Annotated in this window: 13 protein-coding genes; 11 read left to right on the plus strand and 2 right to left on the minus strand. The window is 43.2% G+C overall.

Translation table 11 applies throughout. From position 1 onward, the window contains the following. Positions 1-50 precede the first annotated feature (50 nt). Positions 51-1133 carry a peptide-methionine (R)-S-oxide reductase MsrB gene (msrB, locus tag JMY08_RS04485; protein WP_265089740.1) on the plus strand — a complete coding sequence of 361 codons (1083 nt, stop codon included), beginning with the start codon at positions 51-53 and terminating at the stop codon, positions 1131-1133. Positions 1134-1244: 111 nt separating this feature from the next. Here the strand turns inward: msrB and folE are convergent, their stop codons facing one another. Then, positions 1245-1841, minus strand: a complete 597-nt coding sequence (gene folE / locus JMY08_RS04490) for a GTP cyclohydrolase I FolE (protein ID WP_010196233.1) — start codon at positions 1839-1841, stop codon at positions 1245-1247. 496 nt (positions 1842-2337) lie between these two features. Here folE and JMY08_RS04495 point away from each other — a divergent pair, with 496 nt between their 5' ends. After that, positions 2338-3147: an enoyl-ACP reductase gene (locus JMY08_RS04495; RefSeq protein WP_010196229.1), complete on the plus strand. Its 810-nt coding sequence runs from the start codon at positions 2338-2340 to the stop codon at positions 3145-3147. Positions 3148-3316: 169 nt separating this feature from the next. Further along, entirely contained in the window at positions 3317-4018 is a 702-nt protein-coding gene (locus tag JMY08_RS04500; RefSeq protein WP_201591325.1) for a YoaK family protein, read from the plus strand. Between the two features lie 38 nt (positions 4019-4056). Here the strand turns inward: JMY08_RS04500 and JMY08_RS04505 are convergent, their stop codons facing one another. Continuing rightward, the gene (locus JMY08_RS04505; RefSeq protein WP_201591328.1) at positions 4057-4221 is read right to left on the minus strand and encodes a hypothetical protein; all 165 of its coding nucleotides are present in this window, start codon (positions 4219-4221) and stop codon (positions 4057-4059) included. 303 nt (positions 4222-4524) lie between these two features. On the opposite strand from JMY08_RS04505, the gene JMY08_RS04510 reads away from it, so the two are divergent. From JMY08_RS04510 to JMY08_RS04545, 8 genes are all read left to right on the plus strand, one after another. Beyond that, a complete protein-coding gene (locus JMY08_RS04510; RefSeq protein WP_201576841.1) occupies positions 4525-5946 on the plus strand; it encodes an SLC13 family permease in 1422 nt (473 codons plus the stop codon). Positions 5947-6175: 229 nt separating this feature from the next. Then, positions 6176-7213 (plus strand): alpha/beta fold hydrolase, encoded by a 1038-nt coding sequence (locus JMY08_RS04515; RefSeq protein ID WP_201591345.1) that lies wholly within the window; start codon positions 6176-6178, stop codon positions 7211-7213. Further along, complete coding sequence (locus JMY08_RS04520; protein ID WP_201591349.1) at positions 7206-8018, plus strand: metallophosphoesterase family protein; 813 nt, start codon at positions 7206-7208, stop codon at positions 8016-8018. Before JMY08_RS04515 ends, JMY08_RS04520 begins: the two co-directional genes overlap by 8 nt. A gap of 91 nt (positions 8019-8109) precedes the next feature. Beyond that, the gene (locus JMY08_RS04525; protein ID WP_201591353.1) at positions 8110-8700 is read left to right on the plus strand and encodes a DUF1543 domain-containing protein; all 591 of its coding nucleotides are present in this window, start codon (positions 8110-8112) and stop codon (positions 8698-8700) included. A 1-nt stretch (position 8701) separates the two neighbouring features. Then, entirely contained in the window at positions 8702-9019 is a 318-nt protein-coding gene (locus JMY08_RS04530; protein ID WP_201591356.1) for a hypothetical protein, read from the plus strand. Between the two features lie 45 nt (positions 9020-9064). Next, positions 9065-9823, plus strand: coding sequence for a hypothetical protein (locus JMY08_RS04535; protein ID WP_201591359.1), 759 nt, complete (start codon positions 9065-9067; stop codon positions 9821-9823). A gap of 102 nt (positions 9824-9925) precedes the next feature. Next, positions 9926-14173 carry an ATP-dependent RNA helicase HrpA gene (gene hrpA, locus JMY08_RS04540; protein ID WP_227679591.1) on the plus strand — a complete coding sequence of 1416 codons (4248 nt, stop codon included), beginning with the start codon at positions 9926-9928 and terminating at the stop codon, positions 14171-14173. Between the two features lie 337 nt (positions 14174-14510). Next, positions 14511-14879, plus strand: coding sequence for a hypothetical protein (locus JMY08_RS04545; protein ID WP_201591362.1), 369 nt, complete (start codon positions 14511-14513; stop codon positions 14877-14879). The last annotated feature ends 39 nt before the right edge of the window (positions 14880-14918 follow it).

The following is a 14918-nucleotide window of genomic DNA, read 5'->3' on the forward strand; positions in this document are numbered from 1 at the left end:
TTGCTAGTCATACTATGTTCCTTCTTTTGGGTTAGTATAACCTCTTAAGCGTGGTCCGATTTAATTATGCCACTACAGTTGCTGGTGGGTGCTTTTGGTGTGTGGAAGCAGGCTATGAGAAAATACCTGGTGTGGTAGAAGTAGTGTCTGGCTATACAGGTGGCAGTGCTGAAAACCCAACCTATAAAGAGGTATCAGCAGGTGGCACAGGTCATACGGAAGCGGCGCAAGTATACTATGATCCTAAGAAGATTACTTATAACGGTATAGTACAGGCGCTATGGAGAATCGCTGATCCAACTGATAATAAAGGTCAGTATGTCGATCGAGGCACGCAATATCGCCCCGCTATTTTCTATAATAATGCCCAAGAAAAGCAGATAGCAGAAGCTGCCAAGCAATCATTGCAAGACTCTGGTGTATATGAAAAACCAGTAGTGATTGAGATTGTTCCTGCCAGCACCTTTTATCCGGCAGAAGAGTATCATCAGGACTATTACAAAAAGAACCCGCTACGCTATAAGGCTTATACTTTTAATTCTGGTCGATACCAGTTTATCGAAAGCGTCTATGGCAAAGATTATGAGCTAGATTTTAACCAGTTCAAACCCACTGCTAGTAGCATACAGCAACTAACATCAAATAAGTCATCAACCACTAAAGCAAGTGCTGGCTTCAATCCGAAGACATTTGTGAAGCCAACACAGGAAACGCTGAAAAACTCGCTCAGTGACATTCAGTACAAAGTCACTCAGAAAGAGGGTACCGAGCGCGCGTTTGATAACGAATATTGGGATAATAAAGCGCCTGGGCTATACGTCGATGTGATATCGGGCGAGCCACTGTATTCTTCTCGTGATCAGTTTAAGTCTGGCACAGGCTGGCCTAGCTTTATCCGTCCGTTGAGCGCTGATGTGGTCGTCGAAAAAGAAGACCGCGGTATTTTTTCAACCCGTACCGAAATTCGCAGCCGCTACGCTGACTCGCACGTGGGTCATGTATTTGACGATGGTCCAGCCCCAACGGGTAAACGCTATTGCATGAACTCAGCGGCAATGCGCTTTATTCCACTAGCCGAGATGGAAGCCGCTGGTTATGGCAACTGGGTAGATGATGTAAAACCAGTTAGCTAAGGCTGGTTTACTACGCGCTAACAGTATCTCTGTTTTAAAAATATCTAAATTGCATAAAAAAGGACACTTGATAAGTGTCCTTTTTTATTTTTAATATTCTAAAATACCACTTTAAAATGCCGGTTGGCGCTTAGGTACAGCACCCAAAAACTCATTTCGTGCTTGATTGTCATGAACATATTCGCCTAGCATCGCCGTGCTTCGTGTGGTTGAATGCTGCTTATTGACACCGCGCATCATCATACACATATGCGATGCATCCATCACCACGGCTACACCGCGGCAACCCGTCACGTCCATAATGGTCTGTGCCACTTGTTCACTTAAGTTTTCTTGAATTTGTAAACGACGGGCAAACATATCTACGATACGCGCAAACTTTGACAGTCCTAATACTTGTCCATTCGGTAGGTAGCCAATATGTGCAACCCCATGAAAAGGCAGCATATGATGCTCACACAACGAATAAAACTCAATGTTTTGCACCAGCACCAGCTCGCGGTTGGTCGATGGGAATACTGCGTCATTGACCACTTCATCTAAGCTTTGATGATAGCCTTGGGTTAAATGAGCAAAGGCTTTTGCCGCCCGAATAGGCGTATCTTGCAATCCAGGACGATCTAAGTCTTCGCCAGTTGATTCAATCAGTTGGCGATAAGATTCGGTACTTTCTTTATAATCTGGGGTTATGATGGGAGTGTTACTCATAGGTTTGGCAGCCATCCAAAATGTGGGTGTAGCTTAACGTTGAATCCTATCATGTAAGGATTCTTATAAAAATTATGCAAGCTGGGAAGGGCTGTGATTATACTCGAAATCTGCTTAACTTCATACTGCTGTGGCGAGCAGTTAAGCGTTTAATCGCAAGAGGGGTGCCGATTGTGCCTTCGAAGCCACAATGGCAATTGTGTTTAATGACTGAGTTTTTGGAAATAAGCAGTAAAAAGATAACGGTATATGGGTTTTATTATCAACGTTGCCTGCTAAAATATGCCGACCATCATTAAGGGTCAGCATCATATTTTGATATAAGTGTATTTGAATAACGGCATTCAAGTACAGTTTACGACTGTTTACTTAAATCAATTCATGTATAATGGGCCATCTTCTGGTTTACATTTTTTATCACTTGCTACTTCTCACTTAAAAACTCTAAATAAATATCGATTCTAAATAATTTCTATCGATTCAAAAAGGAAATATTATGCTACTTCAAGGACAAAGATTCGTCGTCACTGGCATCGCAAGTAAGCTTTCTATCGCCTGGGCTATCGCAGAAGCGTTACACCGTGAAGGGGCTTCGCTAATCCTGACGTACCCAAATGACAAAATTAAGAAGCGCGTCGATATGGCGGCTGAAAAATTCGAAGCAGATTTGGTACTGGAGTGTGATGTTGCCTCTGATGAGTCTATTGCTGCTTGCTTTGAACAAGTGACTGCCCATTGGGGTGATGGTATTGATGGCGTGGTACACGCTATTGGTTTTGCGCCGATGGATCAGCTGAACGGGGATTTTGTTAGCGCCACGACGCGTGAAGGCAGTCATATCGCCCATGATATATCGAGCTACAGTTTTGTCGCTTTGGCTAAAGAAGCTCGTGAATTATTAGCAATGCGCCATGGCTCTATGTTGACATTGACTTACGAAGGCAGTATTTCAGTATTGCCAAACTACAATGTCATGGGTATGGCAAAAGCCAGTCTTGAAGCCAGTGTGCGTTATCTAGCGACCTCTATGGGCGGCGAAGGCATACGTGTTAATGCTATATCTGCAGGACCTATTCGCACGCTTGCTGCCAGTGGTATTAAGTCTTTCCGCAAGATGCTCGATATCAGCGAAAAAATCGCCCCACTACAGCGTAATGTTAGTCAAACAGAAGTAGGAAACGCGGCCTTGTTTTTACTATCACCTTGGGCATCAGGTATCACTGGTGAGATTATGTTCGTTGATGCTGGATTTAATACTGTCGCCATCAGTGAACAATTAATGATGCTTGATGAGCCACAGCAGTAATTATTCAAAAAGTCTTAATTGGCATTTATTGTGTTTTATGAATTCTTGAGAGTTATAAGAGCCATTGGTTATAATAAACCCTTAGCGTAATGACAGAGAAGGCAGCCAACCGGCTGTCTTTTTTGGTTATACTACGGGCTTTTCGGTAACAAGCCTTTAGGTGATGGATATGATAACCAAATTACCAAGGTGGATACTGTGGGGCGGGGCTGTACTGGCATTCAGTGCGGGCTGCCTCAATACGGCAGCGTTGATGGGATTTACCAACTTGTCCGTGTCGCATGTCACAGGTAACGTGAGTCTGTTTGCTGCTGCTATTGCTCATTTTGATGCCCGCAGTATTTTATATATTGGCGCGTCGTTGTTATCATTTTTGGCAGGGGCAATATTGAGCGGTTTTGTCATTGGGCAAACCTCATTGAAGTTAGGACGGCGGTATGGCACTGCGCTGTATATTGAAGCTGCGTTACTGCTGATCAGCTATCTGCTGTATAAAGAACATGATTACTTTGGACAATTGGCGGCGGCAATGGCGTGCGGATTACAGAATGCGATGGTGGCGACCTATAGCGGCGCTGTTATTCGTACCACCCATTTAACCGGTCTAACGTCAGATATGGGTGCTGCTATTGGTAATTGGCTAGCAGGACGCTCGATCAGTAAACCGACATTGGGTTTTCAAGCGATTATTTGGTATTGCTTTTGCGGTGGCGGGGTAGTGGGCGCATTTTTATATGCCAAGATCGGCTATGGCGCGTTGTTTGTACCGATCACTATCGTACTGACAGCGGCATTCGTCTATAACTATGCCTCAGATCATCTGCCAGAACAGAGAGCACCACAACCAAAAAAGCGCTCATCATCAAGATAAGCGCTTTTAGGCTATTTTTTATGGCTATTTATACCGAATTATTTATCGTCTTCTGAGTTATGGTCTTCATGTTCGTGCATGCCTTGCATCATATCTAGGGCAGAATCATCCGTGCGCTGTTGGTCTTTTTTATCGAGACCGTCTTGGTTGATATCTGTTGGTGCCATCTTCGTGGTTGCGTCTGTTTTATTTGAGTCTGTCATAGCATGCTCCTGATTATTTTTATTGACTGCCAACGAAGAGGTGAATAGTAAATATTCATTGGCGTTTCATTTTTATTCTACCTATCAAGTATGTGATAGTGCCACCTCGTTGTACATATGCGATGTGCGCTTGTTTAGTGACGATATGTAACGGAACATCATTGGGGTTGCCATTCAACCACATAAATTTATTAGTAGGATAACGTTATCGTTAAAAAGTTATCGTTAAAAAACAGTCACGATTCAAAATCATCTTTATATTTTAGTTTTTTATAACGTCTTTGAGGACAATAAGGATATGTTATGTCAGAGCAAAAGTTAGACAGCCATCTTCCTGATGATGGCAATGAGTACTTATTTACCGATACCTTTCCGAAAGGAACTGGCAAAGGGCTGATAGTGGTTATTATCGCTGCCATTGTTAGTATGATTATTTATAATGTATTGCCTTTTGATATCAATGCCAATAAAGGCTTGGCCATGCTTTTCTTCATCGGCGTGCTATGGCTGACAGAAGCGCTACATGTGACCATTACTGCACTATTAGTGGTGGTAGTTGGTGCACTGATTGGAATCCCAGAGTTCGATGCCGAAATTGGCTTGCAGAGCTTTGCTAATCCAACGATTTACTTGTTTTTTGGTGGTTTTGCTTTGGCTGCCGCCTTGCATGTACAGCAATTGGACAAAAAAATTGCGCTAAAAATATTATCGATGTCAGGTGGCAAGCTTGGCACGGCTGTATTTTTAATATTCGGGGTCACCGCGTTTTTATCGATGTGGATATCAAATACTGCTACGGCAGCGATGATGCTGCCCCTTGCACTTGGTATCCTGACGCAGGTTGACCGCGAAAAAGATCGCGGTACGTTTGTGTTTGTATTACTGGGTATCGCTTATTCTGCCAGTTTGGGTGGTCTGGGTACGATTGTTGGTTCACCGCCCAACGCCATCGCCGCAAAAGCGCTTGATATTGCGTTTATCGATTGGATGAAATTCGGTATTCCAATGATGTTAGTGCTATTGCCACTATTACTGGGGGCAATGTATTTGTTCCTGAAGCCCAATCTTAATCGTACGGTCGTCCTTGTCGAAGAGGAACCTATTGAGTGGAATAAACCTCGTGTAGTGACGATCATTGTCTTTATCGTGACAGCACTGAGTTGGATATTCTCCAAAAAAATCGGTGCGGCACTCGATATCACTGATACCGATGCGGTCATTGCATTGTCTGCAGCAGCAGCGGTGGTGAGCTTAGGGCTCGTATCGTGGAAACAAGTCTCTGACAATACTGACTGGGGTGTGCTCATGTTGTTCGGTGGTGGTATCGCACTATCAACAATTTTGAAAGTTTCTGGTGCCTCCTTGGTGCTGGGCGAGACCGTGGCCAATGCGTTGTCTTCGGCACCACTTATTATTGTAATGATTGCGGTATCAGCATTTATTATCTTCTTGACAGAGTTCGCTTCTAATACCGCCTCTGCCGCGTTATTAGTACCAGTATTCGCTGCTATTGCTGAACAGATGGGTTTACCACATGAAGTATTGGTACTGGTCATCGGTATTGGTGCCTCTTGTGCCTTTATGCTTCCTGTCGCCACACCACCAAACGCGATTGTATTTGGTACGGGGCTTATCAAGCAGTCAGAGATGATACGGACGGGTATTATTCTTAATATCATCGCCACCTTTGTGGTAGGGCTATGGGCGTATTTTTTCCTAATTTAGTCTTATAATAAGCTGACTATAAATCCATGACACCCGATGTTTGAGTTACTCTCAAGCATCGGGTTTTTTGTTTCTTTTTAGGTTTAATGACTGTATAACATAACTAATAACGGTATAAGATTTCTCTTTTTTAACGACAATCTGTCTGATTTTTATCACCTTGATTTAAAATGAGGACATGTTCTAACAATAATTAATAACGTCATCTCATTAAACGGATTTAATAAAAATGGCAAAACGTCTAACGAAAATAATGGTCTTTATTGTTTTGGGGCTGCTTGTTTTATTGGTGGCTTTAATCGCACTTTATTGGGCGGCTGATAAAAGCGTCGCCGACCTAGAGCGTTGGCAACTGCCCAATAGTGAGTTTGTAGACGTGCAAGGCATGCAGGCGCATGTGATCAGGTCGCCAAGATGCATTGCCTATCCGAGTAAAAATGCCATAAAAAATGAGATAGAATCTGATCTTGATAGTGATAAAACCTTTGAACAGCCCAGAACTATTGTATTACTACATGGCACTTCAGCAAGTTTGCATACGTGGCAGGGCTGGACGCATGAGTTAAGTGATGACTATTGTATCATCAGCATGGATCTGCCAGGGTTTGGCTTGACTGGCCCTTATACCGATGAATCTACTCAGTATGACAGTGCCAATTATGCTAAATTCGTCATTGATGTGCTTGATCATTTAGAAGTGGGTCGTGTGACGTTAGCAGGAAACTCGCTGGGTGGTAAAATCGCGTGGCGTACTGCGGCATTATATCCTGAGCGGGTTAATAACCTTATATTGGTCGATGCAGTTGGCTACCCTGCAACACCAAAGCAGGTGCCTATTGGTTTTAAACTGGCGAAATACCCCATATTGACTCCACTGCTTAGCCGTGTGCTACCGCGTGATGTTGTGAAAAAAAGTATCTTAAGCGTCTATGCGGACGACAGTAAAGTTGATGAGGCTTTGGTGGATCGTTATTACGATTTGACTTTGCGTCAAGGCAACCGTCTGGCGTTAAACCGCCGCTTGCTGGAGATGGATAACACGGCAAATCAAGCACAAATCAAAAAATTAAATTTACCAACCCTTATATTATGGGGTGCGCAAGATGACCTGATTCCAGTAGAAAATGCCAAACTGTTTCATCGAGATATCGCTAATAGCCAGTTAAAGGTATTTGATAATTTGGGACATGTACCACACGAAGAGGATCCCGTAGCGACGGTTAAAGTCGTAAAGCAGTTCTTGGTTGGTGAGCAAATAAATGAATAATCCAAAAAATAAACAAATAACGACAATAGCCGCTATTTCCGACATTCATAGCAATGTCTTCGCGCTTGAAGCTGTGTTGACTGATATCAAACATCGCGATATCGATCAAATTGTCAATCTGGGTGATATTTTATACGGACCGATTGCGCCTAAAGATACCTATGCGCTTTTAATGGCGCATCAGAACGATATTATTACGATTCGAGGTAATCAGGATAGACAGATTTATGAAGCGACAGCGGCAGATATTGCTGATAACGCAACCATGGCTTTTATTTTTGAGAACTTACCTAAAGCAGCGGTTGAATGGATGCAGGCTTTGCCGTTTGATTATCATGTCAGTGAAGATATATATCTATGCCATGGGTCACCAACCGATGACATGGTATATATGCTTGAGAATATCGAAACAGGGCAGCCGATAGTACGTGATGACGCAGACATTTTGGCACTGCTTAACGGTATTGAGAGCGCCGTTATCATCTGTGGTCACACTCATATCCCACGTACCGTTACGCTGTCGACAGGGCAAATGATAGTCAATACAGGTAGCGTTGGTTATCCAGCCTATGAAGATGATTTGCCTATCGCTCATAAAATGCAAACCTATTCGCCCCATGCCAGTTACGCACTTATTAAATGCGTTGGTGCTGAGCAAGGTACTATACAAAGTACTAAGCAAGATACAAGCTGGCAAGTTGAGCATATCAAAGTGCCTTATGATTATGAAGCTGCGGCCAAATTGGCTGCAATGAACGGTCGTGAAGATTGGGCGTTTGCGCTAAGGACAGGGCAGGTGTTATAACTATAGGAATGGTCAAACTGCCTTTAGACCAAGCTGATAACATTGAGTAGACTAACGATGGATTTTATATATTTAATAAGGACTGTGTAAGATGCCAACACTATTTATGGTGCAACTTGGTGGTCGCCCAAAAGGTCGTTTGATTGAGCAACATGACATGTTTTTTGGCGTGGCCAATCAGGTGAGCGAGCTAATAGAGGATATTAATCACCATTGGCCTGAAGTCAAAAATAAATGGCACATCGACTCGTATCGCGCTATTACTAAGATCGGTAATCACTCGATAAAATTAGTCGAGTCAGCAACTAGTGATAGTAATAATGGTCTAAAACTATTTTTTATCAATTTGGGCGGCTATCAGCAGGGGAGCTTCGAAGAGTTTCATTATAAACTACTTATCGTTGCTGCCACTCAAGCCGATGCTGTCAAACAAGCCAAACAGAGTGCATTTTATAAAGAGTTTACTTTTAAAGATAAAGATTCACCTTTCGATGCCGCGTCGCATATTGATGATAAATTTGCGGTGGATATCGACGATATTTATAACGTTAATGATCTTATCTCAAACGTACAGATTTTAATTGAACCTATTGCTCATGATAGTCATGAACTTGCAAATACCGATGATGATAAAGAGTACGTCGGTTACCTCAGTATTAAGAATTTAAGGAAGTTGACATAATATGGCTTTAAATATGTACTTTAAGAACGGCATAATTCGCAAAACGCGCTGCCAAATCTCTGATGAGCTAGTGCCCGCCCTATATCAGATTCATGATAATGGCAGTTTTCCGCAACTCACTTGGTTAATTGATAATCTGTATGACAGTCCGCAGATTCAACCTGATATTGCTCAAGCATTGGCTGATGAGATGGTAGGGTTTGAAAAGTTAATACTCTCGCTACACTTACCTTTCCCTAGGGTTCCACTACAAAAGATGCAGAGTTTCTTTATGCAAGCGGCTACTAGTCAGCAGATTATTTACACGAGTAACGGTTAAATTTACAAATAATTTATTCATAAAAATAAAATATGGCTGGTAGATTTGAAAAATTTTATAAGAGGGTTTGTTAAGTGGGTTATCGCAGGTGTTGGCCTTGGGATAGGAATTTTTATTGTCCTAGTGGCTATAACACTCTGGGATAAAAAGAATAAACAAGACACATCAGACGACACTACAGCGGCACTGAGTAGCGACACTGACAATGCTAAAAAAGAAAATGATGAGTCGTTAAACCTCCAGTTTACGGTCGAAGATCAAGACGTACCAGCAGGGTATAAGTTGACTGAGGATGGAAGCCTCATGTTAGATGCGCCTATTATGGGAATGGAGTGGGAGAGTATAGTGGACGAGAATGTCGCTACTGAACCACGGGTTTATGAACCTTTTATGATTTATCAGTGCATCACACAAGAGGGTGAGCATTTACGTGTGGATGTGATTAATAGCGATATTGGTTATATGCTCAAGTATTATTTCGCCACCCAAGGTAATCCTTTAAGATTAGAGGCGCAGCAAGCTACTGAGGATGCCTATTATACGGCTCTTTCTAATGGTACTAATCTCGTTATGCGGGATCCGAATAATTATTATGAGCTGACACAGTTTGAAGATAGCGATACCTCTTTTTATATTATTAATGCCATCACTGGTCAGGAGATGAATCATTTTTCTTGTGAGGATAACTCGATTGAAAATGCTCAGTATGCTTTGATTAATCAGATGGAGCCAGAGCATTTTAAATTTAAGCCTATGACTGATGAGCTTGAAGAGATTTTAAATGAGCGTTTTGAAAATAGGTAAAAGAGGTCTCAGCTGCCAAGCAAGCACTATAACTACCTTGAATCTGACCCAAATTACCCCCATAATCTAACCACTTATAAACAATAAATAGCCTAAGCAAATATGTCTAATACTTTTAATGATGGTCCAAATTTAGCAAGCGATGATTTTTCTGGGAATTTAGATAACGCAGCTAGTGATTTAGCTGGAGCAAATGATGTAAATAACTTTGCAGAACTACCCGTACTGGCAAAAGACAGCTATTATCTAAACCGCTTAGAACGTGAGCTGGCGCGGGCTGTTGTTGCTAAGAATAAGAAATCGGATAACAACGCGAACGAGAAAAACGATAAAGCAGAAGATATTCTTGCCAAAAAACGCGCACAATATGACAAAATAAAAACCCGCTCGCAGCAAGTAGTGCAAGCGCGTATCAATAGTATTCCTCAGGACTTGCCAGCCAAATTAAACCTTGATTTACCTGTCAGTCAGCGAGCAGAAGATTTAATACAAGCCATTATTGATAATCAAGTCATTATCATTGCTGGTGAGACAGGCTCGGGTAAGACCACTCAGTTACCGAAGCTTGCGATGTTAGCAGGTCGCGGTATTACTGGACAAATAGGGCATACACAGCCAAGAAGATTGGCAGCACGGAGTGTGTCGAATCGTATCGCTGAGGAGTTGGGCGAGCAGTTAGGTAATACGGTTAGCTTTAAGATTCGCTTTAATGAGCAGGGTACAGCGCAATCGGTCGTTAAGCTCATGACTGATGGTATCTTGCTGGCTGAATTGGGCCATGATCGATTTTTAAGTAAGTACGATACCATTATCATTGATGAAGCCCATGAGCGTAGTCTAAATATCGATTTTATTATGGGTTATTTGAAAAAGCTATTGCCCAAGCGTCCTGATCTAAAAGTTATTATCACTTCTGCAACGCTTGACACCAAGCGCTTTAGTGAATACTTCAGTCGTTATGATAACAAGCTAAAACGTAACGTAGCGGCACCGATTTTTAATGTCGAAGGGCGCAGCTTCCCCGTTGAAGTTCGCTATCGTCCGCTGACCGATGAGCCGGTGACCAGCTCAGACGATGACAGCTACGATGATTTTGAAGAGAATCTGCCGCGTGCGGTCGTGGCTGCGGTAGAGGAATGCTTTAGCGACGCCCAAAGCAAAGGTCATGCTGATCAAGCGGATATCCTGATATTTGCCGCGACCGAAGCAGAGATTCGTGAGACACAAGAGGTGCTAGAGCGTCATGGCCCAAAGCACACTGAAGTGTTGCCTTTGTTTGCGCGACAGACGTATGAAGAGCAGCAGCGTATTTTTCAGCCGTCCGGTCGTGGCAGACGTATCGTTATCGCGACCAACGTGGCTGAGACAGCGCTAACCGTACCCGGTATTCGCTATGTGATTGATCTGGGCTTTGCACGGATTTCACGCTATTCATATCGTTCACGCGTGCAGCGTTTACCGATTGAGGCGATTTCACAAGCGGCTGCCAATCAGCGCAAAGGTCGCTGTGGTCGTGTCGCACCAGGTGTTTGTATTCGTCTTTATAGCGAGGAGGACTTTACTGGTCGCCCTGAGTTTACGGAGCCTGAGATTCTGCGTACCAACTTGGCCTCGGTTATTTTACAGATGGCCAATCTGCGTTTAGGTAGCGTTGATGATTTTGAGTTTATTGAGCCACCCGATAGTCGCCTAGTTACTGACGGTCATAAATTACTCGATGAGCTAGGGGCAATTACGGCTAAAAGCGAAGCTGCCGCCTCTCCTCAGACCAACAAGCCAAAAGCAAAAAAAGGTCTCGATCATTTAAGCCTGACGCCTACTGGTCAAAAGATGGCACGTATGCCAATTGATCCAAGGCTGGCACGTATGCTGGTTGCTGGTTCTGATTTTGACTGTATTCGTGAAATGCTTATTGTGGTCGCTGCGCTTGCCGTACAAGATCCACGCGAGCGTCCTGCCAATAAACGTCAACAAGCGGATCAAAGGCATGCAGAATTTCGCCAAGATGACTCAGATTTCTTATTTTATCTAAGTTTGTGGAAAGCCTTGTTTGAAACCGATGAAGATGGCAACAAGCTCTCTGGTAATCAACGTAAGCAATTTACCAAGAAAAACTATCTGAGTTTTCCACGGGTGCGTGAATGGAGTCAGACTCATCGCCAGTTGGTGCAAATGGTCACCGACCTTAAGCTTACGGATGTTAAAGAGGCAAAAACTACGGATACGTTAGAAAACGTTACTAACGATCCAACAGCGATTGATGATGAAGAAATCAAAGCGGTCAAATATGCCAATTTACATCGCGCATTATTAACAGGTCTGTTGTCTACGATTGCTCACAAGACTGAAAGTCGTGGTGAATATTTAGCGGCGCGCCAGCAAAAAACCAAAATCTTCCCGGCGAGTACGGTATTTAAGCAGATACCACCGTGGGTCATGGCGTTTGAAGTTGTAGAAACGTCGCAAGTCTTTATGCGTACCGTTGCCAAAATTGAACCAGAATGGATTATCTCAGCGGCAGGTGACTTATTAAAGTATCACTACTTTGAGCCGCATTGGTCGAAGAAAACGGGACGTGTCAAAGCCTATGCGCAGATTAGTTTATTTGGTCTAATTATTATCAGTAAGCAGCTGACCAATTATGAGCAAGTCAACCTGGTTGAGTCGCGAGAAATCTTTATCCGAGATGGTTTGGTAACGGGTAACTTGGGTCGCCAAGCACCATTCTTGCAGCATAATATGGACAAAATCGCTCATGTTGAGCGTATCGAAGACAAACTGCGCCGTCGTGATTTATTGGTTGATGAAGAGACGCTGTACCAGTTCTACGATAAGAAAATCCCTGAGCATGTCGCCAGTCGTAAGGCTTTTGAAGATTGGCGTGCCGAGGTTGAAAAAACTGATACCAAGCATCTTTTCTTCACCGATGACGACGTACTCAATAGCCAAGCACCGACTACAGGTGACTTTCCAGAAGTGTGGCAGCTGGGTGATTTAAAATTACCACTACGCTATATTTTTGATCCTGCGAGCGATGACGATGGGGTGACGATTCGCGTGCCACTCGTCGCGCTACCGCAGCTAGATGCTATCGAGCTGTTATGGGGCGTACCCGGTTGGCGCTTTGAGTTGGTCTTGCAATTACTTAAGTCACTGCCAAAAGATATTCGCCGTCAAATTGTGCCGATTCCCGATACTGCCGATAGTTTGTTTGATGAATTGCAACCCGCTGGTGGACAAGGATTGCTCAAGCAGCTTTGCCAAGCCTTAAACCGTCGCGGCATTATGTCGGTTACAGCAGACAATTTTAACCCCTCTACCATTGATCGCTATTTGCAGCCACAAATCTGTGTGGTCGATGATAAAAATCACATTATAGAAAAAGGTCGCGACCTCCAGACGCTACAGATTCGCCACGCGTCTGAGACCAGACAGGCTGTGAATGAGCAGCAAGGCGCGCATACCGAATTCCCTGAGCATTTTGCCTTTAGCAAAAATCATCATAGCGCAGGCGTGGTGATGAAACAGTTTGCTGCTTTGGTCACTGATGAAGCTGGTGAGGCGGTATCGATCCATCAGTATACCGATGTCAATGCCGCATTGCAGGCGCACCGTATTGGGGTATTGACCTTAATCAAAGGTAAGCTTGGCGCCAAGAAAAAACAGCTGACCAGCCAAATTGATAAGATATTCAAACTGGCATTTGCGCCCCTTGGCGACATGGAAGCCTTAAAAACCATTGTTATCGATGCGACGCTAGATGCCGCTCTGGAAGAGCACTATATTTTATTTGATCATAGTGAAGATTTGCCAGAGAGCGCTGATGATATCGCTGTTGGCTTAAGCGAGGAGCTGCCGTTCACGCCAGAGGAATATGGGCAAACACTTGAGGTTGTGTTGAGCAACTTCTTATTGACTGGTCAAGCTGTCATAAAAACTCTCAAAAACGTCTACACTCGCTGGCAACGCATTCGTCAGAGTTTGCTCATGCTCGATCGAGAGATCTTTGGTGAGTCTATCGAAGACATCGAGGATCAGTTGCAGGACTTGCAGCTTGCCAACTTTGTCTATCATATGGATTACAGTCAATGGCAGCAGTATCCGCGCTACCTAGAAGCGCTGGAGGTTCGCATTGAGCGCCTTGAGCACAATATCGAAGCCGACCTAGATGGTGTCTATGCGCTGGACTTGCACATGGAGCGGCTGGCAGGTCGCGCCAACAATGAGTCTATTAGCGAGTACCGCTGGATGGTCGAGGAATATCGTATTCAACTATTCGCCCAGCCCATGAAAACCCGTATGGCGGTATCACCGAAGCGTCTAAGTAAGATGTGGGATAAAGTGAGTTAAGGCTCGATATGAGTGTTAAAGCTTGCTAATTGACGACATATGACCATTGTCTTGTATAGCCCTTTAATTTAGTCGATAATATTTGATTAAATTAAAGGGCTATTATTCTTTTACACTAGGGCGTGTCCTAAATTCAAGCGATTGTATCTGAATGGGCTAAAAATGGCTGAACATTGTTAAATAGCTGATTAATATCCCGATATTATTTGCACTATTTTCCTCGTTTGACTGCAATTTATCTCATTTTTATAACCACTTTTAAAATGAGGACACGGCCCAGAGTTTTTTGGACTTTATTCAATACATTGACGTAGGTGTTTGAGCAGGATAAAAAATAATGATTAAAGGTAGATTGATAATATTAGGATTTGCATCAACTATATTTATGAGTACGGGCTGTGATGAAACACAAGCCAGTAATAATAAAAATGCGAAGGCATTCGCGCCAACAAGCGTAGAAAAAGAAGTGCAGTTACGGGGCAGTTTTAAAAGAAGCTTTGAGGTTCATGAATTCGCTTCTAATGGCATCACTTACTATGTATCAGATCCAAAGCAGTTATTAATAAAAGATTCGAAAAGTATAAATCAAAAAGGCTATTACAAATATTTTGACACTTGCGTCATTGGTAAGATTAGTTCTGTTGGTAAATACGGTCCTTTAGGTAAGTATCAAAAGCAACTAACGGTTCGTAGAATTTGTACGTAGTTTGAGTAGGGTACGTTCTACGCACTAATTTCATTAGAT

It is taken from the genome of Psychrobacter sp. Pi2-51 (assembly GCF_904846665.1).
In the GTDB taxonomy this organism is placed as follows: Bacteria; Pseudomonadota; Gammaproteobacteria; order Pseudomonadales; family Moraxellaceae; genus Psychrobacter; species Psychrobacter glaciei.

What these genes read in the sequence shown, in the direction of transcription:
- JMY08_RS04530 (WP_201591356.1), top strand. Translation starts at nt 8,702, where the DNA reads ATGGCTTTAAATATGTACTTTAAGAACGGCATAATTCGCAAAACGCGC.
- hrpA (WP_227679591.1), top strand. Translation starts at nt 9,926, where the DNA reads ATGTCTAATACTTTTAATGATGGTCCAAATTTAGCAAGCGATGATTTT.
- JMY08_RS04515 (WP_201591345.1), top strand. Translation starts at nt 6,176, where the DNA reads ATGGCAAAACGTCTAACGAAAATAATGGTCTTTATTGTTTTGGGGCTG.
- JMY08_RS04505 (WP_201591328.1), bottom strand. Translation starts at nt 4,221, where the DNA reads ATGACAGACTCAAATAAAACAGACGCAACCACGAAGATGGCACCAACA.
- folE (WP_010196233.1), bottom strand. Translation starts at nt 1,841, where the DNA reads ATGAGTAACACTCCCATCATAACCCCAGATTATAAAGAAAGTACCGAA.
- JMY08_RS04520 (WP_201591349.1), top strand. Translation starts at nt 7,206, where the DNA reads ATGAATAATCCAAAAAATAAACAAATAACGACAATAGCCGCTATTTCC.
- JMY08_RS04500 (WP_201591325.1), top strand. Translation starts at nt 3,317, where the DNA reads ATGATAACCAAATTACCAAGGTGGATACTGTGGGGCGGGGCTGTACTG.
- JMY08_RS04510 (WP_201576841.1), top strand. Translation starts at nt 4,525, where the DNA reads ATGTCAGAGCAAAAGTTAGACAGCCATCTTCCTGATGATGGCAATGAG.
- JMY08_RS04545 (WP_201591362.1), top strand. Translation starts at nt 14,511, where the DNA reads ATGATTAAAGGTAGATTGATAATATTAGGATTTGCATCAACTATATTT.
- JMY08_RS04525 (WP_201591353.1), top strand. Translation starts at nt 8,110, where the DNA reads ATGCCAACACTATTTATGGTGCAACTTGGTGGTCGCCCAAAAGGTCGT.
- JMY08_RS04495 (WP_010196229.1), top strand. Translation starts at nt 2,338, where the DNA reads ATGCTACTTCAAGGACAAAGATTCGTCGTCACTGGCATCGCAAGTAAG.